This is a genomic window from Paucibacter sp. PLA-PC-4, assembly GCF_026241155.1.
In the GTDB taxonomy this organism is placed as follows: Bacteria; Pseudomonadota; Gammaproteobacteria; order Burkholderiales; family Burkholderiaceae_C; genus Roseateles_E.
Genome location: NZ_JAPFGP010000021.1, coordinates 21,437 through 44,501, shown reverse-complemented (window position 1 = coordinate 44,501; position 23,065 = coordinate 21,437). Strand labels below are relative to the sequence as shown.

At 66.4% G+C, this 23,065-nt stretch carries 17 protein-coding genes and 1 pseudogene; 13 read left to right on the top strand and 5 right to left on the bottom strand.

Features of this window, described 5'->3' with window-relative positions:
• The first annotated feature begins 5 nt into the window (after positions 1-5).
• The 4 genes from OOZ63_RS24910 to OOZ63_RS24895 are packed head-to-tail and all read left to right on the top strand — an operon-like array spanning position 6 to position 5,587.
• Entirely contained in the window at positions 6-2,783 is a 2,778-nt protein-coding gene (locus OOZ63_RS24910; RefSeq protein ID WP_266008356.1) for a Tat pathway signal sequence domain protein, read from the top strand.
• On the top strand, positions 2,780-4,054 hold the full coding sequence (locus OOZ63_RS24905) for a rhamnogalacturonan acetylesterase (protein ID WP_266008355.1): 1,275 nt from the start codon (positions 2,780-2,782) through the stop codon (positions 4,052-4,054). The genes OOZ63_RS24910 and OOZ63_RS24905 overlap by 4 nt, the downstream gene beginning before the upstream one ends.
• The gene (locus tag OOZ63_RS24900) at positions 4,054-5,346 is read left to right on the top strand and encodes a serine hydrolase domain-containing protein (protein WP_266008354.1); all 1,293 of its coding nucleotides are present in this window, start codon (positions 4,054-4,056) and stop codon (positions 5,344-5,346) included. The genes OOZ63_RS24905 and OOZ63_RS24900 overlap by 1 nt, the downstream gene beginning before the upstream one ends.
• Before the next feature lie 40 nt (positions 5,347-5,386).
• On the top strand, positions 5,387-5,587 hold the full coding sequence (locus OOZ63_RS24895; RefSeq protein WP_266008353.1) for an oxidoreductase-like domain-containing protein: 201 nt from the start codon (positions 5,387-5,389) through the stop codon (positions 5,585-5,587).
• Here the strand turns inward: OOZ63_RS24895 and OOZ63_RS24890 are convergent.
• Positions 5,570-6,946: an FGGY-family carbohydrate kinase gene (locus OOZ63_RS24890; protein WP_266008352.1), complete on the bottom strand. Its 1,377-nt coding sequence runs from the start codon at positions 6,944-6,946 to the stop codon at positions 5,570-5,572. The genes OOZ63_RS24895 and OOZ63_RS24890 overlap by 18 nt on opposite strands.
• 104 nt (positions 6,947-7,050) lie before the next feature.
• Positions 7,051-8,103: a DeoR/GlpR family DNA-binding transcription regulator gene (locus OOZ63_RS24885; RefSeq protein WP_266008351.1), complete on the bottom strand. Its 1,053-nt coding sequence runs from the start codon at positions 8,101-8,103 to the stop codon at positions 7,051-7,053.
• Between the two features lie 367 nt (positions 8,104-8,470).
• Between OOZ63_RS24885 and OOZ63_RS24880 the strand changes: the two genes are divergently transcribed.
• The 8 genes and pseudogenes from OOZ63_RS24880 (at position 8,471) to OOZ63_RS24845 (ending at position 16,042) form a co-directional block, all read left to right on the top strand.
• Complete coding sequence (locus OOZ63_RS24880; RefSeq protein ID WP_266008350.1) at positions 8,471-10,579, top strand: bifunctional rhamnulose-1-phosphate aldolase/short-chain dehydrogenase; 2,109 nt, start codon at positions 8,471-8,473, stop codon at positions 10,577-10,579.
• A 34-nt stretch (positions 10,580-10,613) separates the two neighbouring features.
• The gene (rhaI, locus tag OOZ63_RS24875; protein WP_266008349.1) at positions 10,614-11,909 is read left to right on the top strand and encodes an L-rhamnose catabolism isomerase; all 1,296 of its coding nucleotides are present in this window, start codon (positions 10,614-10,616) and stop codon (positions 11,907-11,909) included.
• Positions 11,909-13,285 (top strand): glycoside hydrolase family 28 protein, encoded by a 1,377-nt coding sequence (locus tag OOZ63_RS24870; protein WP_266008348.1) that lies wholly within the window; start codon positions 11,909-11,911, stop codon positions 13,283-13,285. The genes rhaI and OOZ63_RS24870 overlap by 1 nt, the downstream gene beginning before the upstream one ends.
• Positions 13,286-13,303: 18 nt before the next feature.
• Positions 13,304-13,630 (top strand): L-rhamnose mutarotase, encoded by a 327-nt coding sequence (locus tag OOZ63_RS24865; protein WP_266008347.1) that lies wholly within the window; start codon positions 13,304-13,306, stop codon positions 13,628-13,630.
• A 1-nt stretch (position 13,631) separates the two neighbouring features.
• A complete protein-coding gene (locus OOZ63_RS24860) occupies positions 13,632-14,384 on the top strand; it encodes a DUF6250 domain-containing protein (RefSeq protein WP_266008346.1) in 753 nt (250 codons plus the stop codon).
• Positions 14,381-15,211 carry an alpha/beta hydrolase gene (locus OOZ63_RS24855; RefSeq protein ID WP_266008345.1) on the top strand — a complete coding sequence of 277 codons (831 nt, stop codon included), beginning with the start codon at positions 14,381-14,383 and terminating at the stop codon, positions 15,209-15,211. Before OOZ63_RS24860 ends, OOZ63_RS24855 begins: the two co-directional genes overlap by 4 nt.
• Before the next feature lie 64 nt (positions 15,212-15,275).
• Entirely contained in the window at positions 15,276-15,548 is a 273-nt protein-coding gene (locus OOZ63_RS24850; protein ID WP_266008344.1) for a DUF1778 domain-containing protein, read from the top strand.
• Positions 15,545-16,042 (top strand): annotated as a pseudogene (locus OOZ63_RS24845) (GNAT family N-acetyltransferase). Before OOZ63_RS24850 ends, OOZ63_RS24845 begins: the two are co-directional and overlap by 4 nt.
• Positions 16,043-16,078: 36 nt before the next feature.
• Here OOZ63_RS24845 and OOZ63_RS24840 read toward each other — a convergent pair.
• Entirely contained in the window at positions 16,079-18,028 is a 1,950-nt protein-coding gene (locus OOZ63_RS24840) for a rhamnogalacturonan lyase (RefSeq protein WP_266008343.1), read from the bottom strand.
• A 179-nt stretch (positions 18,029-18,207) separates the two neighbouring features.
• On the bottom strand, positions 18,208-21,351 hold the full coding sequence (locus OOZ63_RS24835; protein WP_266008342.1) for a TonB-dependent receptor: 3,144 nt from the start codon (positions 21,349-21,351) through the stop codon (positions 18,208-18,210).
• An 18-nt stretch (positions 21,352-21,369) separates the two neighbouring features.
• On the opposite strand from OOZ63_RS24835, the gene OOZ63_RS24830 reads away from it, so the two are divergent.
• Positions 21,370-21,684: a hypothetical protein gene (locus tag OOZ63_RS24830; RefSeq protein ID WP_266008341.1), complete on the top strand. Its 315-nt coding sequence runs from the start codon at positions 21,370-21,372 to the stop codon at positions 21,682-21,684.
• Here the strand turns inward: OOZ63_RS24830 and OOZ63_RS24825 are convergent.
• Complete coding sequence (locus OOZ63_RS24825; RefSeq protein ID WP_266008340.1) at positions 21,681-23,024, bottom strand: hypothetical protein; 1,344 nt, start codon at positions 23,022-23,024, stop codon at positions 21,681-21,683. The two genes, OOZ63_RS24830 and OOZ63_RS24825, sit on opposite strands and share 4 nt — an antisense overlap.
• Positions 23,025-23,065: the final 41 nt, after the last annotated feature.

The window sequence follows — 23,065 nt, the reverse complement described above, 5'->3', positions numbered from 1 at the left end:
CACGCATGTCTGACTACACACGTCGCCGCTTCTTCAAGACCGGCGCCGCCGCGCTGCCGCTGGCAGGCATCGCGGCCGCCGCCCTGCCCGGCCAGGCCCAGCCGATGCCGTCGGCGAGCACAGGCAAAAGCGATACCGACAGCACCGTCAAAGGCGCGGTCGACCTGTTGGCCTTGCGCTGGCTGGACGGTCAGGCCCCGGCGCTCGCCATGGGCCAGACCCTGGGCCTGCCCTGGCCGCGCGGCCAGCAGCCACGCGCTCAGCAGTTCCACGCGCTCGACGACCGGGGCCAGCCCTTACCGCTGCAGAGCTGGCCGCTGGCTTTCTGGCCCGACGGCTCGCTGAAGTGGACCGCCCATGCCCTGCCTGCTGGCGCGGCGGCGGGCGCGCAGCCGCGCATCAATCCCGGGGTTGCGGCGAGCGCTGCTGCCGGCCCGCAGATCCAGTTGCAGCAAGACGCAGATTTGGTGACCATAGACACTGGCCTGATCCGCTGCCAGCTGCCGCGCAAGGGCGGGCTGCTGATCAGCAACATCGAGCGGCAGGGCCGCCAGATCCTGCGTAACTGCAGCCTGGTGGCCCAGGCAGACAACAAGCCCGATGCTACGGCCGGCGCCGTGACCCAGACCCAGTTCAACAGCGAGACCCAGTCACTGACAGTCGAGCAGAGCGGCCCGGTGCGCGCGGTCGTCAAGATCGAGGGCAGGCACAAAAGCAAGGCGCGCAGCTGGCTGCCCTTCACGGTGCGCCTGTACTTCTACGCCGGCGCCGAGTCTGTGCGGGTGATGCACACCTTCATCTTCGATGGCGACGAGCACAAGGACTTCCTGCGTGGCATCGGCCTGCGCTTTGAGGTGCCACTGCGCGACGCGCCGCACGACCGCCATGTGCGCTTTGCCGGCGAGGACAGCGGCGAGGGCCGCGGCCTCTGGGCCGAGGGCGTGCGCAATCTCACTGGCCTGCGCCGCGATCCCGGCGCGGCCGTGCGTGCGGCGCAAGTCGCAGGCCGGGCCTGCCCCCCGATAGAGACCTGGGGCGCACCGGTGCGTCAGCATTTGCAGCGCATCCCGGCCTGGGGCGACTACTCGCTAAGCCAGCTCAGCGCCGATGGCTTCCAGATCAGGAAGCGCACCAAGGCCGGCCATGGCTGGATCCCGGCCGCCTTTGGTCGGCGCGCACCGGGCAGCGGCTATATCGGCGGCGCCAGCGGCGGCGTGGTCTTCGGCTTGCGCGATTTCTGGCAGCGCCATCCGACCCAGCTGGACATTCGGCAAGCCCACACCGACGCAGCTGAGGTCAGCGTCTGGATGCATGCGCCCGATGCGCCGGCGATGGACATGCGCTTTTATCACGACGGCCTGGGCATGCAGACCCACGCGCAGGAGCTCGAAGGCCTGGAAATCACCTACGAGGACTACCAGAAAGGCTATGGCTCGCCGCATGGCGTTGCTCGCAGCAGCGAGATCACGCTGTGGGCGCTGGCCGCCACGCCTAGCCGCGAGGCCATGGTGCAGATGGCCGCCGCAGTACAAACGCCGCCGCAGCTGATGGCCGGTCCCGAGCGCCTCTTGGCCAGCGGCGTGTTCGGCGGACTGTGGAGCCTGCCGGACCGCAGTCAGCCAGCCAAGGCTGCGATCGAAGAACGACTGGACTTCCTGTTCAGTTTCTACAAGCAAGAAGTCGAGCAGCGGCGCTGGTACGGTTTCTGGGACTATGGCGATATCCGCCACACCTACGACGCCGACCGCCACGAGTGGCGCTACGACGTCGGCGGCTATGCCTGGGACAACTCCGAGCTCTCGCCCGATCTGTGGCTCTGGTATGCATTTTTGCGCAGCGGCCGGGCCGACATTTTCCGCATGGCCGAGGCCATGGTGCGCCATACCAGCGAGGTCGACATCTACCATCTGGGCCGCTTCCAGGGCCTGGGTACCCGCCACAACGTCCAGCACTGGGGCTGCAGCGCCAAGCAGGTGCGCATCAGCACATCGGCCTACCGGCGCTTCTACTACTACCTTACCGCCGACGAGCGCGTCGGCGACGTGATGCACTCGCTGCTGGACGTGGACCGCAAGCTCGCCGCCGTGGACCCGATCCGCAAGCTAGCCCGCCAACCGGCCAAAGGCCCCTACCCCTCGCGCATCGGCTTCGGCACCGACTGGTGTTCGCTGGTGGCCAACTGGCTCACTGCGTGGGAACGTACCGGCAACACCCGCTGGCGCAACAAGATCCTGCGCGGCATGGAGGGCATAGCCGGCATGCCGCATGGCTTCTTCAGCGCCGGCCCGGCCGGCTACGAGCCCGACGGCGCCAACGAGGGCGCACTACACAACATCAACGGCGAGCGGGTCGGCGCCAGCCACCTCAGCGCGGTGTTCGGAGCGGTCGAGATTCTGGCCGAGCTGATCGAGCTGACCGATCTGCCCGGTTTTGAGCGCGCTTGGTTGCAGTATTGCCGGCTCTACAACGCGCCGCGTGACGAGCAGTCCCGCGAGCTGGGCGCGCCGCATGGCGGCGGCACCGTGCTGTCGGTGGGCCATTCACGCCTGAGCGCCTATGCCGCCTGGAAACTGCGTGATGCTGCGCTGGCCCAGCGTGCCTGGCGCGAGTTCCAGGGCGATGCGCGCTTTGGAGCCAAGACGCTGCAAACCCGGCGCATCAGCGGCCCGGCAGTTCTGAACCCGGTCGACGAAGCGCCCTGGGTCAGCACCAACGACACGGCGCAGTGGGGCCTGGCCGCGATCCAGAACCTGGCGCTGATCGGCGAGCACCTGCCGCGATGAAGCGCCACACGCTTGCATTGGCACTCGGGATGCTGATGACGACCCTGCCGGCCGCTGCAGCCGAGCGCTTGAGCTTCAGTTTCGGCGCGACCGCGACCGCCGGAGACACTGTGGTGACGCCCGAGATGGCCTACAGCCGCCAGCGCGGCTTTGGCTTCGAGGGCGATGCCAAGGCCCAGGTCCGCTACTTTTCGGTGGCGGTGCCCGAGGGAAATTACCGGGTCAGCATCCGCTTTGGCGGCGGTGCCACCGCCTCCGACAACACCGTCAGGTCCGAGCTGCGGCGGCTCTCGCTGGACGGCGTGCGCAGCGCGCCAGGCGAGAGTGTCGAGCACAGCTTCATCGTCAATGTGCGCACCGCCCAGATTCGGCCGGTGGCCGGCATCGCCGCCGGTGCGGTGCAGCTGAAAGCGCCGCGCGAGACGGTCGAAGAGGCCTGGGCCTGGGATGGCCGGCTGAGCCTGGAGCTCAATGGGGGCGCGCCGGTGGTGCAGCGCCTCGTGATCACGCCGGTCACGGTGCCGACCGTGTTCTTGCTGGGCGATTCCACAGTGGCCGACCAATCGCAGGAGCCCTATGCGAGCTGGGGTCAGATCTTGCCCCGCTTCTTCAAGGGTGCGGCCGTGGCCAACCATGCCGAGTCGGGCGAGACCTACCGCGACTCGATCGCACGGCGCCGCCTGGACAAGGTCGCCAGCCAGCTGCGGCCCGGCGACACGGTGCTGCTGCAGTTCGGCCACAACGACCAGAAGCAGCAGAAGGACGGTAGCGGCGATACACAAAGCTATCAGGCAGAGATCCGCACCCATGTGCAGGCAATCCGTGCGCGCGGCGGCCTGCCAGTGATCGTCTCGTCGATGGAGCGCCGCGGCTTCGACGAACAGGGGCGCATCCGTCCCAGCCTGATCGAGTATGCGCAAGCCGCACGCCAGGTGGCCGAGGCGATGAAAGTGCCCTACGTCGACCTGAACAGCCAGAGCAAGCGCTTCTACGAGGCCCTGGGGCCTGAGCGATCCCAGCTGGCTTTTGCCTCGCCCGCGCCTGGCAAGATCGACAACACCCACCACAACAGCTACGGCGCCTACCAGCTGGCCAGGCTGGTGGCCGCCGGCCTGCGCGACTTGAAACTGCCGGTGGCAGCATTGCTGGATGAGGCGGCGCTGGGCCCAGTAAACGCGGCCCGGCCACAGCCGATGCCGGAGGATTTCTACCTAAGGCCCAGTCCCAACTTCAGCCATCAGCGCCCGCTGGGCGATGAAGACAATCCGTGATGATCATGCTGCCCACCCCCACCTTATTGCTGGCGCTGTGCCTGTGTGTCGGCAGCGCGTCAGCCGCCGAACTGCCACCTGCAGCACCAAGCCGCGACGACATCCTGCAGGCCGGCTTCGCGCCCGAGCGTCTGCAGCGCCTGGACGCCGCGATCGAAGCCGAGATCGGCCGCCAGCAGTTGGCCGGCGCGGTGGTGTTGATCGCCCGCGACGGCCGGCCAGTGCACTTCAAGGCCTATGGCCTGGCCGACCGCGAGAACGCCCGACCCATGCAGCGCGACGCGATCTTTCGCATCGCGTCGATGAGCAAGGCCATCACCAGCGTGGCTGCGATGATGTTGTACGAGCAAGGCCTCTTCCTCCTGAAGGATCCGGTGGCCAAGTACCTCCCCGAGTTTGCCAAGGTTCAGGTGGCGCTGCCTGCGCAGGCTGGCTCAGCATTGCCATTCGCGACCGAGAAGCCGCGACGGCCGCTGCTGATCCGCGATCTGCTGCGCCACACGGCCGGGATGACTTACGGCGCCGGCCCGGCCGCAGCCGCCTATCAACAAGGCGGCTTCAGCGACTGGTACATCCTCGGCAACAAGGAAACGCTGGCGCAATGGGTCCAGCGTTTTGCCGCGCTGCCACTGCAGGGCCAGCCCGGCGAGGTCTGGCAATACGGTTATGCAACCGATGTGCTGGGCCGGCTGATCGAGGTGGTGTCGGGCCAGCCGCTGGACCGCTTCATCGCCGAGCGCATCACCGGCCCGCTGGCCATGGTGGACACCAGCTTCTGGCTACCGCCGCAGAAGGCTCATCGACTGGCCAATGTCTATGGCATCGAGGGCGGCCGCCTGGTGCTGAAGGAAACCGCCGCCAGCAGCGACTTCGTCCACGGCCCGCGCCAGCTGCTGTCCGGCGGCGCCGGCCTACTGTCCACCACGACCGACTACGCCCGCTTTCTGCAGATGCTGCTCAACGGTGGAGAGCTCGATGGCCGGCGTCTGCTCTCCCCCAAGACCGTCGAGCTGATGCGCGCCGATCATGTGGGCGCGCTCTACCGCTCCAGCGGCGCCACCGACGCCGACGGCTTCGGCCTGGGATTCTGGGTCACTTCCCGGCTCGGCGGTGCCGCCGGCGAGCTCGGCAGCGAAGGCGCCTACGGCTGGGGCAGCGCCTACTTCCCACAATACGCGGTCGACCCCAAGGAGCGAATGATCATCGTCTTCATGGCCCAGCACCGGCCCGCCGGCGGCTCCAATCTGCATCTGCGGGTCAAGGCACTGGCGTATCAGGCCTTGATCAAGTGAAGGCCTCTCTCTTACTCAGGATGCCGGACAATCGCGTCCAATGACGTCCCTCACCGATCCCGACCCCGATCTCGATCCCATGCCCTGCCCGCCGGTGCCACCCGACCTCGACGCCTGCTGCGGCAACGGCTGTGAGCCGTGCATCTTCGACCTGCATGACCTGGCGATGGATCAGTACCGGCAAGATTTGCGGGCGTGGCGGGCGCGGCATCCTGAAGCCGTCTCAAGCGAGCTGCGCTAGCCACTCGTCTCGGTAGGCTTGCCAGCCCTCGGGCCTGAAGGCCGCCACTGCCAGGGCTGCAGCGGCTAACGTGTGCCGCGTTTGCCAGCCTTGCAACAACCAGGCGCCACAGGTTGTGCCGCTGCTGTCGTCCGACACCATCACCTCGCGCCCCTCACGCAGCCCTGCCAGCAGCGGGCCGAAGAAGGGGTTCGCGGTGAACGCGCCCTCCACCACGACGGGCGCCGCCTCGGCGCCCAGAGCCTGCAGGCAGTAGTCGCTCATCAGCACCACGTAGAGCGTGGCCAGAGCGGCCTGCTCGGCCGGCGACTGCGGCGCCGGGCCTACGATGTGTCCGCTGCGCCCCTTGCCAGCAAACGGGCCGCCGGCCTCGGCAAAGCATGGCAAGGCCCAGGTGCGCTGAGCGATCAGCTGCTGCAGCTCGGCCGCACCAAAGGGGGCGGGTGTTGCCCCGGCGATCACGCCGAACTCGCGCCCGCCCATGAAGCGCATGCAGGGCACCGGGCGACCCAGCACATCAGAGTTGGCCAGCATGTCCTGGGCCTCGATCAGCGCCTTCGTCGCCGCACCGTCCAAGGCAGCAGCGATCACCCAGGTGCCAGTGGACAGCACGGTGCGCGGGCCGCCGGCCTCCAGCAGATGACGCAGCAGCGAGGCATTGCTGTCGTGGACGCCGCAGACGACCTGGCAATCGGCCGGCAGCCCGGTGACTGCGGCAAGCTCGGGCAGGATGGAGCCGAGCCGGGCCCAGGCCTCGCGGCGGGGCGGGAACAGCGCGCGCCAGCCCTGGCGCTCGACCAAGCTGGAATAGTCGCCGGCCGCCGGATTCCATAGATCGGTATGGCAGCCCAGCGAGCTCACCTCGCTGGCGGCCACTCCGCACAGCCGCCAGGCCCAGTATTGCGGGTACAGCAGGATGGAGTGCGTGCGGGCGAACTGGGTCGGGAAACGCCGCGCCAACCAGGACAGCTGTCGACCCAGATTCAGCCCGGCTGGCAGCGCCGGCGAGCAGGTCTCGGCAAAGGGCGGGCGCGGCACGGCGGCCGCCTCGGCCAGCGGGTACTCGTAGTCGAGGATGGGCAGGACCAGCGCACCGGCCTCATCGACCAGCGCGGCCGTGGCGCCATGGGTCACCGGCACGATAGCGCCGATCCGCGCCGCTCGGGCGAACTCGCCCAGCACCTCCAGCATCCACTGCCAGATGCCTTCGCAGTCGTGATGCGGGTAGCCGCCGTCCTGGGGTAGCAGCACCCGGTTCGGCCGGCGCCGCTCAGCCAGAGTCAGGCCTTGCCCATCAATCAGGGTCAGCTTGCAGTTGGTCTTGCCGATGTCAAGAACGAGGGTGGCATCCGTGGTCATGAGGCGCGAAACAGTGGAGGGGTTGCAAGAGAGGGGCTCACGAACGCACGCCGCCCCGGCACGGCCCGTGCCGGGGCGGCGGCATTCATCAGCGCGGGGCGGCTTCAGCCGACTTCGGCGAGCTCGGCGCGCAGCTCCGGCCGACACTCGAAATAGGCGCCCAGATTGAGGGTCGGCTCCATCTCATGGGCGCACAAGCGCTCAGGCTCGACGGTAATGACTTTGACGCCGTACTGCTCCAGCAGTTGCACCGCGCCATCGGACACGCCGGTATCGGTGATCACGGTCGATACGCGGTTCAGGCCGCACAGGACCAGGCCGGCTTTGCGCGCAAACTTGCTGCTGTCCACCAGCACGATCAGCTCCTCGGCCTGGCTGATCAAGCGCTTCTCAGCTTGGATCAGCAGCGGGTCTGCCTCCATCAGCCCGAGGATGGACAAACCGTAGACGCCCATGAACATCTTGGCAGCGTAATGGTGCTGGGCGATATCGTTCTCGAAGGGGCTCAGGATCACGTTCTGCTCCCGATAGACCTTGCCGCCCGGCAGAATGATTTCGTTGTCGCTGGTCAGCAGCAGGCGCTCCGCCATCAGGAATGAATTGGTCAGAATCTTCAGCTGCTTGTCTACCAGAAACTCCACCATGCCAAATGTCGTGGTCCCGCCATTGATGATGATGGTTTCACCGTTTTTGCACATCGAACTCGCATAGCGGGCAATGGCTCGTTTCTCGGCCGCGTGATTCTGGATATTGTTCTGAAAGGTTTCGCTGGAGAGCGTAAACGAGCGTTTCTTTTGCTGCGGCTGGAGTTTTTGTGCACCACCGCGGGTCCGGGTGAGCTGATTCTTGGCGGCCAGCCAGGCAATATCGCGACGCACCGTCGCGGCCGAGGCCGACAGCCAGTCCATCAGTTGCTGAACCGTCGCATGCTCGTGCTCGGAGAGCAGCTTTAGCATGCGCTTGTGACGTTTGTGATTGACCATCTGATCACCTCTTGATCGCAAGCCGCCGATCTGCCGCTGAGCACGTGCGGGGCCTGTTGTCTCTTCTCTTATGGTCCGGGGCTGCCGTGGCACTGGGGCCGGCCGGCCGCTTCCGGAGACGGTACCGCCCCATGGACAAGGCATCTGTGCTGCCTGCCGCCGGGCCGGTGGCACTGTCGCAGCTCTGGTAGTCGGCAGCGATCAGAACCGATCACGCCAGTCGATGAACCAGCGTTTCAAAATCAAGAATACGCCGTCCCGAAGATCAGGTCAATCACGAAACGCTCACGGCCGTGATTGCTTGGGATGAGCGCTGCGGCCGCCAGCCGGAAAACCAATCATCCTTTTGATTTAACGCGCAGGCCCCGAACACGCGCCGGCATTTGCGCAGACACTGGCCGCCGGCTCGCCAACCGGGCCACCGCCGAGCGCCTTCAACACCGCTGGGTCCGCTGAATCCGAGACCGCAACAGCTGGCTCGGACACAGTATGTCGAGAGGGTATTCCGGTGGCGGACAAAGAAATCAACACAGGTGAATCCATGACTGCCAATTCCAATACCTCCGCCCGGGAGCCGATCAATTCGCTGTGGGACGATGCGCTGGCCGCCAAGATGAGCGAGCCTGAGCTGCTGTTGTATCGCTCCAATCTGCTGGGTTCGGATTTGCGCGTGACCAATTTTGGCGGCGGCAATACCTCGGCCAAGGTGCTGATGAAGGATTACCTGAGCGGCGCCGACGTGGAGGTGCTATGGGTCAAGGGCTCGGGCGGCGATCTCGGCAGTATCAAGCTCGACGGCTTCTCCACCCTATATATGGACAAGCTGCGCGCGCTGAAGAGCCGCTATCGCGGCCTCGAACACGAGGACGAGATGGTGGACTACCTGCCGCACTGCACCTTTAATCTGAACCCGCGCGCGGCCAGCATCGACACGCCGCTGCACGCCTACATCAACCAGGCCCATGTCGACCATATGCACCCGGACGCCATCATCGCAATCGCGGCCTGCGCCAACAGCCAGGCCCTGACCCGCGCGGTGTTCGAGGGCGAGCTGGGCTGGCTGCCCTGGCAGCGCCCCGGCTATGACCTGGGCCTGAAGCTGGAGAATCTCTCGACCGAGCAGCCTCAGCTCAAGGGCATCATCCTTGAGGGCCATGGTCTGTTCACTTGGGGTGACACGGCCAAGAGCTGCTATGAGAACACCCTGGCGATGATTCGCCGCGCCGAGGACTGGCTGGCCGAGAACAGCCGACAACCGGCCTTCGGCGGCGCCAAGTCCGTTGCACTGGCGCCAGGCGCGCGCGCAGAGCTGGCCGCCAAACTGATGCCGCTGCTGCGCGGCAAGATCAGCGAGACCGAGTTCAAGCTGGGCCATTTCGACGACAGCGCCACAGTGCTGGAGTTCGTCTGCAGCCAGGACCTGGCAGGGCTGGCGGCGCTGGGCACGTCCTGCCCTGATCACTTCCTGCGCACCAAGATCCGCCCGCTGGTGCTGGACCTGGACCCGGCCGCGCCCGATGTCGAACGCCTGACGGCCAGCCTGGACGACGCACTGGCCGCCTACCGGGCCGACTACATCGCTTACTACGAGCGTTGCAAGCGCCCGAGCAGCCCGACGGTGCGTGACGCCAACCCGATCATCTACCTGATACCCGGCGTCGGCATGCTGTCCTTCGCCAAGGACAAGGCCACCGCCCGCATCGCCGCCGAGTTCTACATCAACGCGATCAATGTGATGCGCGGCGCCAATGGCGTGGACAAGTACGTCGGCCTGGCCGAGCAGGAGGCCTTTGACATTGAGTATTGGCTGCTCGAAGAGGCCAAGCTGCAGCGCATGCCCAAGCCCAAGAGCCTGGCCGGCCGCGTGGCCCTGGTAACAGGCGGCGCAGGCGGTATCGGCCAGGCGGTGGCCCGCCAGCTGCTGGCCGAGGGCGCCTGCGTGATGTTGACGGATATCGATGCCGAGGCCCTGGACGGCGCCAGGCAGAATCTGCTCAAGGGCAGCAGCCGCGACAACATCGATGTGGTGCGCGCCGACATCACCTCGGAGTCCGAGGTCGAGACCATCCTACGCAGCACCGCGCTGCGCTTCGGCGGAATCGACATCCTGGTGTCCAACGCAGGCATCGCCTCCGCCGCGCCGCTGGAAGACACGTCGCTGGAGATTTGGCAGCGCAACCAGAGCATTCTCGTCACCGGCTACTTCCTGGTCAGTCGCGCCGCCTTCCGCCTGATGAAGGCGCAGAAGACCGGCGGGTCCATGGTCTTCGTCGCCAGCAAGAACGGCCTGGTGGCCTCAGCCGGGGCCTCGGCCTACTGCACCGCCAAGGCCGCCGAGATCCATCTGGCACGCTGCGTGGCGCTGGAGGGCGCGGCGCTGGGCATCCGAGTCAACGTCGTCAACCCCGACGCGGTGATACGCGGTTCGCGCATCTGGGACGGCAAGTGGAAGGAAGAGCGCGCCGCCTCGAACAAAATTGGCTCGGACGATATCGAGGAGTTCTACCGCCAGCGCAGCATGCTCAAGCTCAGCGTGCTGCCCGAGGACATCGCCGAGGCCGTGTACTTCCTGGCCAGCGACAAGGCGGGAAAGAGCACCGGCAACATCATCAATGTGGACGCCGGCAATGCCGCCGCGTTCACCCGCTGAGCGCGCCGCAGACTCAGCACAGGAGACAGACAAGATGGACATACTGATCGACGCGGGCCTGGTGGCCCAGCACAACGCCGGCCTGCAGGCCGATCTCGCCGCAGACTACGACGCGCTGGCCGGCGTGCTGGCCCGGCGTGGCCAGGACATCGAGCGGCTGACCGTGCTGGCCCAGGGCTTTGCGGTGGCGGTGCCGAGCTGGGGCGTGGGCACCGGCGGCACCCGCTTCGCGCGTTTTCCGGGTCTTGGCGAGCCCCGCCATGTGATGGAGAAGCTGGAAGACTGCGCAGTCATCCATCAGCTGACCCGCGCCACGCCGGCCGTCTCCCTGCACTTTCCCTGGGACAAGCCCAGCGATGTGGCGGCGCTGCGCGAGCAAGCGCTGCGCTTCGGCCTTGGCTTTGACGCGGTCAACTCCAATACCTTCCAGGACCAGCCCGGACAAGCCCACAGCTACAAGTACGGCAGCCTGACCGCGCAGAGCGCGGCCGCGCGCGAACAAGCCGTCGCGCACAATATCGAGTGCATCGAACTCGGCCGCGCTCTGGGTTCGACCGGCCTGACCGTCTGGGTCGGCGATGGCGCCAACTTCCCCGGCCAGCACAATCTGCGCGGCGCGCTGGAGCGCTATCTGGACAGCATGCGCGGCATCTACGCGGCGCTGCCGGCCGACTGGCTCATGTATATCGAGCACAAGCTCTTCGAGCCGGCCTTCTATGCCTCGACGATCGCCGACTGGGGCACCAGCTTTGCCTGCGCCCAGGCGCTGGGCGACAAAGCCAAGTGCCTGGTGGACTTGGGTCACCACGCGCCAAACACCAACATCGAGATGATCGTCGCGCGCCTGGCCCAGTTCGGCAAGCTAGGCGGCTTCCACTTCAACGATAGCAAGTACGGCGACGACGATCTGGACTCGGGCAGCATCAACCCCTTCCAGCTCTTCTTGGTCTTCAACGAGCTGGCCGATGCCGCTGCCCGTGATGGCGCCGCCTTCAAGCCGGCCTACATGCTGGACCAGTCGCACAACGTCACCGACCCGATCGAGAGTCTGATGAGCAGCGCGGTCGAAGTGCAGCGCGCTTTTGTGCAGGCTGCAATGGTGGACCGCGCCGCCCTGGCCGAACACCAGGCGGCCAATGACGCCTTGCAGTCGGCCCAGGCGCTGAAGAAGGCCTTCCGCACCGATGTCGGCCCGATTCTGGCGATGGCCCGGCTGCGCAGCGGCGGCGCCGCCGACCCGGTGGCCTGCTATCGCGCCAGCGGCTACCGCGCCAACGCCGCGGCGGCCCGTCCACCGAAGGCGGGCGCCAGCGGCAGCGGCATCGTTTGATGAGCAGAACGCTGCAGGCGCACGACTTCGGCGCCCGTGGCGATGGGCTTGGCCTGGAGACCGCCGCGCTGCAGCAGGCCATCGACGCCGCCGCAGCCAGCGGCGCCACTGTGCTGCTGGGCCCAGGCCGCTACCGCAGCGGCGCGCTGTTCCTGAAATCAGGCATGCGGCTGCGGCTGGAGGTCGGGGCCTGCCTGCTGGGCTCGCAAGACCTGGCCGACTACCCGCTGCTGCCCACCCGCGTGGCCGGCATCGAGATGGTCTGGCCGGCCGCGCTGCTCAATGTGATCGGGCAGCAGGATGTGGAGATCGGCGGCGCCGGCACCATCGATGGCGACGGTCAGACCTTCTGGGACAGCTATTGGACCTTGCGCCGCGCCTACGAGCCGCGTGGCCTGCGCTGGGCTGCCGACTATGACGCGCAGCGCCCGCGCCTGATCCAGATCTTCGAGTCGAGCCGGGTGCGTGTGGGCGATGGCCTACTGCTGCGCCGCTCGGGCTTCTGGACCCTGCACATCTGCTATTCACAGCAGGTCACAGTGGACGGCCTCACCATACGTAACAACGACGAGGCACGCGGCCCCTCGACCGACGGCATCGACATCGACTCCTCGCGCCAGGTGCTGATCCAGCATGTCGATATCGCCGTCAACGATGACGCCCTGTGCATCAAGGCCGGCCGCGATGCCGACGGGCTGCGCGTGGCACGCTGCTGCGAGGACGTGCTGATCCAGGACTGCATCGTGCGCGAGGGCGCCGCCGGCATCACCTTTGGCAGCGAAACCTCTGGCGGCTTTCGCGATGTCGAGGTGCGGCGCCTGACCGTTCTGGCGCCGGTGCCGGTGGGCATTCTGTTCAAGTCGGCCCCAAGCCGGGGCGGCGGCGGCCAGGGCCTGCGCCTGCGCGAGATCGGCCTGCTTGATGTGCCGGTGGTGCTGCGCGTGACGATGAATTGGAACCCGGCCTACAGCCTGGCCCGGCTGCCCGAAGCCATCGACGAGCCGCCCGCACACTGGCAGGTGCTGAGCACCCCGGTGCCGCCCGAGCAGGGCATGGCGCGGCTGCGCGAGGTGCACATCGAAGACCTGCGCGCACGCGGGGCACTGACGGCCTTCGAGGTCGATGCCTTCGACGCGGCACCGCTGCAGGACTTTGCCTTCAGCCGGCTCGACATCGAGGCCAGGCGCGGCGGCCATATCCGCGATACGCAGGGCTGGCGCTTCGAGCACTGTCGCCTGCAGTTCGCCGACGCGCCCATCGCCGTCGCCGACTCCGCCAGCCTGCACGGCCTGCCTGCGGGCAGTTGGGCGGCCGCCCCCGCACTGGCTCGGCGCGATGTGTCCGCGCTGGGCTATGACGATCAAGACACTCAATAAGCGACGGAGAGACAGGCCATGCAAGACCAGATCCTTGCCTTCAAGATGCAGCTCAAGCCCGGCCATGTGGCCGAGTACAAGAAGCGCCACGACGAACTCTGGCCCGAGCTCGCCGCCGCGCTGCGCGAGGCCGGCATCCACGACTACTCGATCTTTCTGGACGAGCAGACGCTGAGCCTCTTCGCCGTGCTCAAGCGCCGGCCCGGCGCCGAGGCCAGCTTCGACGCCCTGCCCCAGCAGCCGGTGATGCGGCGCTGGTGGGACCATATGGCCGAGTTGATGGAGGTCGAGCCCGGCAACCAGCCGCGCCAATGGCCGCTGCGGCCAATGTTCCACTTCGCCTGATATGCGCGCTGCCTTGCTGTGGCTGCTCGCGCTGCCGATGACAGCGCTGGCCGGCGACTGGTGCGAGCTGCCAGGGCGGCTGGCGCAGACGGCCGGCGACGAGTTCCGCTCGGGCCTGGCCCACTGGCGGCTCGAAGCCGAGGACGCCCGGGCCCAGGTGCGGGCCAGCGAGGGTTGGCTGGACATTCAGACGCCGGCAGGCCTGAGCCTGTGGTGGCGCGAGCCACTGGCCGGCGACTATGCGATCCGCTTCAGCGCGCTGGCGCTGCCCGCGCCGGCTAGCGCCGGCATGCACGCCGGCCGCCTGTCCGACCTGAATATGTTCTGGAACGCCGCCGAGGCCGACGGGAGCGCACCGCGCCCGCGCAGCGGCGCCTTCGCAGGCTACGACGACCTGGAGCTGGACTATGTCGGATTCGGCGCCAATGCCAACACCAGCACGCGGCTGCGCGCCTATCGCGGCGGCCAGCGCCGGCTGATCGCCGGCTATGCCGACCAGGCCACGGCCGAGCCGGGCGAGCAGGCCATGCGCGAGGGCACGCGGCTGCATCCGGGCCGAGCCGTGCATGTCGAGATCGTCTCGCGCCGGCCGACGATCGACGATCCGGTGCATCTGCGCTGGTCGGTCGACGGTAAGTTGCTCTTCAGCAGTACTGCGGCCCAAGCCCGCCTGCGGGGCTTCTTCGCACTGCGCAGCACCGCCAGCCATTTGCAGATCCGAGAATTCCGCATCCTCCGTTGCCTGCAGCCATGACATCGCAAGCGCCCTACCCGGCCGGCCATGCGCCGGATCGCCTGATCGTGCTCAGCGAGGGGGCCGCCAACCGACTCGACGGCCAATGGCCGGACCGCATCTGCCGGCACCCGACGCGCTGCGAACTCCATGCCTACCTGGCGGCAGCGCCCGCCCGTGGCCGCGCCCTGGTCTATGCCGGCGGTGGCTATCTACAGCTGATGCATGACAAGGAAGGCGTGGAGATCGCGCAGTGGCTCAACAGCCTGGGCCTGGATGCCTATGTGCTGCTGCACCGCCTGCCGGGGCAGGACGGCGGCCAGGGCAAGACCTGGCCCTTCGACATCGCGCTGCAGGACGGCCTGCGGGCGCTGGCGCATCTGGCCTCGCTGCCACCGCTGCCCTTGCTGCATGTGGGGCTCTCCTCCGGCGGCCATCTGGCCGGCGTGATGGCCTGCCAGTCCGAATCGGCCGGCGCCGTCATTGCCTACGCGCCGATCAACGCCAACCACCGAGATCACAAGGCCCCGGCCGGCAAGGCGGACTTCGCGCCGCCCGAGAAGCAGGCCTTCTACGACGCCTGGCCCATCGGCATCGCCAGCGAGCCCCATGGTCTGCCGCCCTGCCCGGTATTCCTGGCTTATGCGCTGCACGACCCCATCGTGCCTATTGAGCATGCGCTGAACCTGATCAAGGCCGCCCAACTGCATGGCCTGGATGTTGACGCCCATGTCTTTGCGCAGGCCGAACATGGCTTTGCCCTGCGGGCGCTGGCGGGCACGCAGGCGCAGTGGCCGGTGCTGGCCGCCCAGTGGATGGAGGCCCGACTCGGCGCCGCAACGTACTGAAAACAGATACACGCCACGCCAAAATCGTGTATCTGTTGTACACCAGCGAGCAAGGGAAAAGGCCATGCGTGACGCCGTCATCAATCTGCGCACCTTGCCCGAGCAGCGGGACTTGATCGACCAGGCCGCCAGCCTGCTGGGCAAGAACCGCTCCGACTTCATGCTGGAGGCCGCTTGCGAGCGGGCACAGGCGGCGGTGCTCAATCAGGTGTTCTTCAGCCTCGATGCGGACAAGCTCCGGCAGTTCACCGCGCTGCTGGACGCCCCTCCCAGCCCCAACCCCGGGCTTGAACGTCTGATGGCCGTCAAGGCGCCGTGGAACGCCGATCCGGCATGAGTCTGTACCTTGGCCCGCCGCAGCCGCTAGCTGCCGCCCATGGGCTGGATGAATTCTCATGCGGTGAGCCGGCGCTCGATGACTGGCTCAAACGCCGCGCCATGGGCAATCACCTCAGCGGTGCGAGTCGCTGCTTTGTTGTGCTTGATGCGCAGCAACGCCTGCTGGCCTATTACGCGCTGGCCGCCGGTGCGGTATCGCACCACACGTCCACCCCCGCCATACGCCGCAATATGCCCGACCCTGTTCCTGCGATGGTGCTGGCCCGCTTGGCCGTCGACCAACGCAGCCAGGGTCTCAAGCTGGGTGCGGCCTTGCTACAGGACGCGGTGCAGCGGGCGCTCAGCGTTTAACAGAACGTCGGTGTGCGTGCCCTGCTGGTTCACGCCTTGCACGAGCGCGCCAGGCAGTTCTACGAGCACTACGGTTTTCAGCAATCGCCGCTGCATCCAATGACCCTGATGCTGCGCCTGAGTGCCGTCAGGGCCGAGTGAGGGGGCGGCGCCAGCCGGCGCTTGCCGGGTTCAGCGCTATCGATCAAGGCCGGCCTTGGGCGGGGTGCGCACGATAATCTTGGGCACCGGCGGCGGCTTCATGCCCTCGCCCAAAAAGAAACTGGGGTGGGGCGGCTGGTTGTAGGCCGTGTTCTGCCAGGCGATGGCAAGGCGGTACTGCGCGTCGTGCATCAGCGTCACTAGGCGCCGCTCGGTGGGGTGAGGCGTCGTGTAGATGCGCAGGAATTTCTCGTCCGGTGTGTGCCAGATGACTTCCTCGCGCCAGTCGCCGAACAGATCAGCCGAGAGAACGGGTACGTTCTTTGTGCCGCTGGTGTGGATCGCGCCGCTGGCCTCCAGCAGGGTGTGAGATTTGCCGGTGCGCCAGTCCCATTTATTGATGCGGCTCTTGTCGAACAGCTCGCGCAGATCGTCGCCGTCCCACCAGACCAGAAAGCTCAGCTCCCTGGGTCGCTGGACACCCTCGATGGCCTTGCCCTGGGCCGTGTAGAGCACATCCCCATTGCTGGCCCAGACCTCCGCGCCCGGGAACCGCGGGTCGATGTCGGCAGCAACACCTCGGCCGGTGTCCTTGTCGGCCGGCGTGCTCCACAAGACCTGGCCGGTGCGCGCATCCAGCATCGCGGAGCCAATGCCGCCGTTGCGGCGCACATCCTCATAGACGCCGAACTTCTCCAGGCCCGCTCGCATGGGGTCGAGGTCGCCAACGGCCATCGCATCACCATGCTTGAGCCCCGAGCTCCACAGGCCTTTGCCGTCATCGTCCAGCGCCATGGCGCCGTAGACGATCTCGTCCTTGCCGTCCTCATCGACGTCGGCCACACTGAGCTGGTGATTGCCCTGCCCGCCGAAAGCCTCGTTTCCGGGCGAGGCACTATCGAACACCCAGCGCTGGCTCAGCTTGCCATCGCGCCAGTCCCAGGCAGCCACAGTGGTCCGCCCGTAGTAGCCGCGGGCCATGATGATGCTGGGGCGCTGGCCGTCGAGATAGGCGGTACCGGCCAGGAAGCGATCGGATCGGTTGCCGTAGCCGTCGCCCCAGACTTCCTTCATCTGCGCCGCCGTCGGCGCGTCCGTGCGGGGATCGCGCACCGGCCAGTAGGGCGCGCTGGCCAGGGCCTTGCCGGTCAAGCCATCGAAAAGGGTCAAGAACTCGGGGCCTTTCAGGATGCGGCCCTGCAATGGCGCGACCATGCGGCCGTCGGATGTCAGGCGACCGCCGGTGCGATCGGTGGACGGCGTCTCGCCACCGGCCTCGCGCCAGTCTGCGTTCGGGTCACCGAGGACATCGCCGGTGCCGTCCACCGTGCCGTCGCTGGTGCGCACCGCCAGCTCCGCACGACCGTCGCCGTCGTAGTCGAAGACCTGGAACTGCGTGTAGTGCGCGCCTGCGCGGATATTGCGCCCCAGGTTGACACGCCACAGGCGCTTGCCTTGCAAGGTGTAGGCGTCGAGATAGACCTCGCCTGTATAGCCATCGAAGGCATTGTCCTTGGCATTGCTCGGATCCCACTTGAGGATGATCTCGTAGCGCCCATCGCCGTCCAGATCGGCCACGCTGGCTTCGTGGGCGGTGTAGGAATAGGCCTGGCCCGTGGGCGTGACGCCGCCGGCAGGCTGATCGATCGGAACGCTCAGATAGCCCTGCGCCCAGACGGTGAACGGGTTGCTGGTCTCGACGTCCTTGCCATTGACCAGAGTCCGGACCACATAGCTCGATCGTGCGCTGCCCTCGGCGTCGAGCAAATTGGTGGCCCCGCTCAAAGGGCGGGTGTTGATCTTCTTGCCGTCTCGGTAGACATCGAACGTGGTGGCCGGCGCATCCGTCGCCAGCAAGCGCCAGCTCAGCAGATTGCCACCCGGCGTGGCTGGCACGGCCACCGCACCTCGGTCCAGCGCCTCCATCCAGCGCGGCGCCGCCTGTGCCCCCATCACCGCCAGCAACGCGAGAGTCGCCGCGCTCATGCACAAGCTGGCGCGCCATCGTGACCTACCTCTGAACATCATCAGTCTTCCCTCGTCTTCGACGCTCGCTTGCGTCATCGCAAACGACATCGAAACAGGCCAGCAAAAAACCGGCCCCAGGACTGGGGCCGGTGGAAAAGCGACGGGGCTTGAACCGCGCTTGAGACTAGCGGTGAGTATCAGTACTTGTAGGACACGCTGGCGAAGTAGCGGCGACCCGAGAACGCCAGCTCGTTGAGGCGAGACAGTTCGCCCGAGTAGGTGGTCTGCGCCTGATCGGTCAGGTTCTTTCCTTCCAGCGAGAGGGTCAGGTTCTTGTTGTACCGGTACTGGATCTTGGCGTCGACAAAACCGGACTTGTCCTGGAAGTTCGGATTGCCGCTGACGTCGTTGCTGCCGGTGTAGAAGGCATCACGGTAGTTGTAGGCGATGCGTGCATTGATCGGTCCCTGGTCATACCAGAGGCTGAGGTTGTAGCTGTTCTTCGACAGGCCCGGGTAAGGCAATATCGAGCCGTCCAGCACGTTGAGCAGTTCGTTGCCGGAACTGTAGGCAAAGGTCATACGGGTGTAGTTGACCTCGCCGCCGAATCCGCTCAGAAAGCCCGGCAGGAAGGTGAAAGCGGTGCGCGCGGTCAGCTCCAAGCCCTTGGTCGTCGCCCCGCGACCGTTCACCGTGGTGGTCACATCGAAGAGGCCGCCGTCGCCGTATACGTTGACATCACGCAACACCCGACCCTTGATGATGTAGGTGTCGATATCGGTCGTGAACACCGCCGCACTGAGCTGGCTGTCGCGCGAGGGGTAGTACTCCAGGCTGAAGTCAGTCTTGGTGGCACGGTACGGCTCCAGATTCGGATTGCCGGCGCTGCAATCGTCACGGCCGTCACCCCCAAACTGGGTGTTCCCACTGTTGGTTGTACAGATGAGGGCGGGCGCCAGCTGATCGATCGCAGGACGGGCCATCACCTTGGCCCAGCCGACGCGGGCAACCAACTTGTTGGGCAGCACCCAGGTCGCGGCATTCAGGCTGGGCAGGAAGTCGGAGTAGCTGTTCTCGAACTTGACCATGGCATTGCTTAGCACCCGGTCGTCGAAGGTGGAACTGCCGGCCGAGCGCTCGACCCGCAGGCGACGGCTGTCCATGCCCACCGACTTCAGATCGGTGCGGGTGTAGCGGCCGCCGATATTGCCGATGACTTCATAGCCCAGCAGCGAGGTTTCGAAGTCGGCGCGCAGATAGGCGGCGCTGACCTTTTCCTCGATGTCGAAAGCCGGGATCTGCGGGTAGAGATTGCCGTCACTGCCCACAGCCTGATAGAGATTGCCGTGGTTGAATTTCGAGGTGTCAAAGCTCGGCACAGCAGCACTGTAGCTCGGTGCCATCCAGCTGCCGGGCAGACCGCTGACCTTGTCATAGCCCTTGAAAAATGTGCCCGGCGAGCGCTCGCGAATCCCGTTGACAAAGGCCTGCATTTGGGTCGCGTTGAGGTAGCGAATGAGATCATTCGTGCCGCCGGTGCTGGGCGCCCGCTGGGCAGTGCCGGTGTAGAGCGGGTCGTAGACCAGAGTCTGGTTGACATTGGCCGTCGGCACATTGATGTCGTCGGCGAGCGAGGCCGGATTGGCGCCGCCGCTGGCGATATAGCCACCGCCGTTGTAGCGACGTGAGCTGGTGTCGCGGAACTGGCCACCGAACCACAGCTGGTCGAACAGCGAGTGGCCGGTCAGGTACTTGAAGTCAAGCTTGGCCTGCTTCTCGGCATTGATTGTGGCAGAGGGCCGGTACTGCAGCTGGGCCTGAACCGTGGAGCGGCTGTCCTCCGGATCGGTGCCGGTCGGGAAGGTGAAGCGCGGCAGGTTCTTGTCGTCCAGGGTGACCTTCAGCCCCGGCGCATTCTGAGTCAGTACGATGTTGTTGCTCTCGCTCTCGTAGCGAGAGCGCGAATCGACGAGCAAGCCCTCGACGCTCAGCGCATCTCGGCGGAAGTTGAAACCGGCTGAGTTGTACTTGGAGTTGATGTCCAGTTGGAAGTCACGCGCGGTGGTCGAGAACGCACCTGCCCCGCCCTGGCCGGCCACGTACTGGCAGCTGCCCACCACGTACTCCTTGACTTGGTGGTTCTCCACCAACATGCCCGCCGGCGTAGCGGTCGTCGTCGCCGGCACGCAGGTGCCGGCCCGCGATGGTACGGCGGTCGCTTGGTTGTACTGCGGCGCAACCCCGGCGTTCGCCAGTCGGGTCACGGCCACGAGATCGGTTCCATAGTTGCGGTCGTTGAGGGTCTGCTTCTGGATATTGGCCTGGTGGCTGGCCCAGACGCTGAAGTCCTGGCTGATGCGGTACTGCGCGGTCAGCTCGGCCGACGAACGCTTGTGGTCGCGGGTCCAGATCCCGTAGCGGGAGTTGCGCGGCGCGTAGTCGAACCATTGTCGGTTGCAATCGGCCCGCAGGTTCGAGGCCAATGCCGAGCAGCCGGCCGGAGAGCTCACCGCCGCGACGGTCGGATCCACGCTAGCCACAGTCTTCTCGGGCGAGAAATCCCAGTCGCGCAGGAAGGTCCATGAGGTGTTGCGCGCATAGTCGTTGCGGGTCAGCACATTGTCATAGACGAGGTTGGCCATCACCCCGAGGCGACCGTCCAGGAACTTGTCGGCCAGCAGCAGGCTGGCACGCGGCTGTACGCCGCCGCGGCTGCTTGCGGACTCGCCGGACAGGGTGGTGGCCAGCGTCGGCTTCGTGAAGTCCAGCGGCTTGCGGGTCGTGATCTTGACGGTGCCGCCGACGCCGCCTTCGGTCATGTCGGCAGTGCTCCCCTTGATTACGTCGATCGAGGCGATCAACTCCGAGGCAAGCTCGCGCAGTTCCGCTCCTCGGCCGCCGCTGTCGCCCGTGCCCAGCACCGACATGCCATTGACCTCGACGCGGTTCAGATCGGGCTCAACGCCACGGATGGAGACCTGCGAGCCCTCACCAAACTCGCGGGTCAGCTGCACCCCGGTGATGCGCGACAGTGCCTCTCCAACGTTCTTGTCCGGAAACTGGTCGATATCCTCGGCGACGATGGAGTCGGACACGGTGCCGGCGCGGCGCTTGCGCTCAATGGCCGAGGCAATGGAGCGCCGCGTGCCGACGATCTGCACGGTGTCCAGGGTGTTGGTATCGGCCTTCTTGGCAGCAGCGGCCTGGCTGGCGGCCGGCTCGGGCGCAGCAGCAGCGGTTTGCTGAGCCAGCGCAAACTCATGGGCCAACAGGGCAGTAACCGCCAGCGCCGTGCTTTTGAGGCGAAACGCCAAATAGGGACGGGTTGTTTTCTTATCCATTTTGTATGTCTCCAAAATATGACCAACAAGGAGCTCGCTCGCGGCTCTTTTCTCTCGTTGGACTCAGTCTATGCGGTGCCAAGCCGATGCAAATCACTCGGCCGAAAGAATCAAATTGCTGATCACTTCGACTCCGAGAAAACCCTGAAAACACAGCAAAAACAGTCATTTACGAGTGAAAACGCTGTGCAGAAGCAGGCCCTCGACGAGGCCGCCAGGCAGGTTTTCAAGGCGAAGCGAAAACTCATGCGTGATGCATATATAGATATTCCTGCTTCACGCAGCCGAGTACCGGCATATATAGACCAGCGCCCGGTTGTAGCGAGTTTCTAGGGCGCGCGACGCAGCCAGGCCTCGGGCACCGGCACGATACAGATATTCAGACTACGGCCGTCCTCGGACAGCATGGCCGACTGGATCTGGATGCGCGTGCCGTCGGGGCTGAAGGTCGGGTGCGGGTGGTCGCGCGCCGTGGTCTTGTGGCCGGTGCTCAAGACCATCATTTCGCGGCTTCTGCGGTCGATCAGGTAGAGGCTGCGGCTGAAATCGTCGCCTACCGCAAAGCGTCCGTCGGGCGAACCGTGCACATGCCAGAGCCCGCTGCCCGAGGGCGTCTGGCCGGCGATCTGGACCTCGCGGGTGCGCAGATTCACGATGGCCAGGCCGGTAGGCTTCTCGCGAGTGCCGCTGTCGCCCCAGGCCGCGTCCTGGCCCGGGTTGGCGCCGCCCACATCGGTGCCGGGGGCGCGATCGCTGGCGCTTGCCGCGGCGGGAATCGGCCGGTGGCCCATGATGGCCAAGGCCACCTCGTCCTTGCTGATCACCGCCTCGTGCGTGACCCACTCGTAGCTGGCTTCCGGATACAGCGGGCGCAGGCCACTGCCATCGCCGCGCACGGTCCAAGTGCGCTGCGGCGACTTGCCGCCGGTCTCCCAGCTGAACACCAGCTCGCCGGGGTTCCAGGTGTTGGCCTGGATATGGCCCACTTGGAAGGGCACCGAGACCACGTGGCGAACCTCACCGCTGGTCACATGGATCTTGGCAATGCCGGTCGGGCCGGCACCCATGCGGCGCGGACCGAAGGCCGGCTCGATCTTGGTGCCATGCGGCAGATGCGCAGCGGCGGCCTGCGCGCCGATGCGGAAGTACAGCCACTGCCCATCGGCGTCCAGCGCCGAATCGCCGACCGCCTGCAGCTCTGGGCCGAGCCGGCCGATGATGCGCTGATAGTGGTCGGCGCCCTGCAGCCGGGCGGCCGCGCTGTCGGCGAACAGCCGCGCCAGATCCACCTCGACCGCCTCCAGCCCCGGCTGCGCCTCGCGCAAGAAGTAGAGCTTCATCTGGCTTTGCGAGAGATTGAGCATGCCGGTGTAGCCACCCTCGGTGACCTGCACGATCTCGCCGCTGGCCTCGTGCACGGCCATGGCCTCGCCCTTGACGCGGGCCGAGCGAAACACCAGCCAGCGTCCGTCGGCGGTCCACTGCGGATGGCTGGGATAGATCTTGGAATCACCCAGCGCCTGCGTGGTCAGAAAGGTCAGCGGCACGCCGGTGACCGGGTCGGGCACGACCTTGCGCTCGGAAGGCAAGCGCTTGCCGATCTGGGCCAAGGCCGGCAGGCACAGGGCCAGCAGCGTGCAGCAGAGCAGCGGCAGCAGGGTACGTCTAAGCATGGGGATGATGCGCTTGTGCAGGGTCCAACGATGAGGCGCGA